At 66.6% G+C, this 1,339-nt stretch carries 2 protein-coding genes; one reads left to right on the top strand and one right to left on the bottom strand.

Going from position 1 to position 1,339, the window contains the following annotated elements:
* The coding region (locus BN1120_RS16985; RefSeq protein WP_042017186.1) for an NAD-dependent epimerase/dehydratase family protein at positions 1–567 on the bottom strand (567 nt) is incomplete at its 3' end.
* 316 nt (positions 568–883) lie between these two features.
* Here BN1120_RS16985 and tsaA point away from each other — a divergent pair.
* On the top strand, positions 884–1,339 hold a 456-nt coding region (gene tsaA / locus BN1120_RS16980; protein ID WP_042017182.1), incomplete at its 3' end, for a tRNA (N6-threonylcarbamoyladenosine(37)-N6)-methyltransferase TrmO.

Here is a 1,339-nt window from a genome sequence, read left to right as displayed (position 1 = left end):
ATCCAGATATTGCAGCCTATCCTCCCCCTGCCCCGGCAAGAGCCAGTGCCCGCCCCGCTGCACCCGCCTCACCCACCAGGCAAGACGAGCGGTCGGGTCAAAGGGGCCGCAGAGCACGCCGGGGCGCAGGGTGCACAGGCGATCTCCCCAGCGGGCACGATACACCGACTCGCACAGCACCTTGAGGGGGCCGTAGTCGGTGGGCGCTCCTGCTATCTCGTGCAAGGGGGCCGACTCATCCATGCCGGGTTGGGAAAAATCGCGATAGACACTGATGGTGGAGATGAAGATGAGCCGATCACAGCGCCCCAGCAGAGCGTCAGAGAGTCCTTCGGCCTGTTCGGGGCGATAGCAGCAGGTGTCGATGACCAGATCCCAGTGCCGCCCCTCGCCCCGCAAGGGGGCCAGGTCCCCGTCTCTGTCCCCGTGAAGCTGGGTCAGCTCCCGCCAATCCGGGTGCTGGCGGTGGCCGCGATTGAACAGCGTCACCTCGTGCCCCCAATCCAGGGCCAGCGTGGTCAGGTGGCGACCCAGAAAGCCGGTGCCGCCGATAATCAACAATTTCATCCCTGTCTCTCCTCTATGGCGCCCTCTCCTTGCAGCCCCTCCACGGGCAGCCGAAACGGCCATGGCCTGGCATGGTGAGCACACGTCCCAGGCACGCCCTGATGCCGCCAGGCATATCGTCATGGTGCGGGCAGCAGGCTCCTTGCCCGCTCCCCCGCCACCCCTTTTGCCGCCCCACCCTACGCAAGTTGGCACCAGGACACAGCCCCCGGGCACCGGGTCTGGGATCGGGATCACAGGGGCCGCGTCCTGGTGCTCCCCCTGCGTTTTCGGCGTGCCTGTGCTACATTGCCCGGGTTTTCAGCCAGGATCCGCCATGAAGTTCGATATCGATACCCTAGGGATCATCCGCTCTCCCTACAAGGAGAAGTTCGCCATACCCCGCCAGCCCGGCCTGGTCAGCGCGGCTCGCGCCCGCCTCGAACTGCTTCCTCCCTACGATCAGCCCGATGCGCTGCGCGGCATCGAGCAATTCTCCCATCTCTGGATCAGCTTCGTGTTTCACCAGACCATGGATCAGGGCTGGCACCCGACGGTGCGCCCGCCGCGCCTCGGCGGCAACGAGCGGGTCGGGGTCTTTGCCACCCGCTCCACCTTCCGCCCCAACCCCCTTGGCCTCTCCGTGGTCGAGCTGCACGGGGTGGGACGTGAGCGCGGCAAGCTCTGGCTCGAGCTGGGCGCCGTGGACTTGCTCGACGGCACCCCCGTCGTCGACATCAAGCCCTATGTCCCCTATGCCGACAGCCTGCCCCACGCCCGTGGTGGTTTCGCC

The organism is Aeromonas caviae, assembly GCF_000819785.1.
Classification (GTDB): domain Bacteria; phylum Pseudomonadota; class Gammaproteobacteria; order Enterobacterales; family Aeromonadaceae; genus Aeromonas; species Aeromonas caviae.
This window is presented reverse-complemented; position numbering and strand designations above follow the sequence as displayed.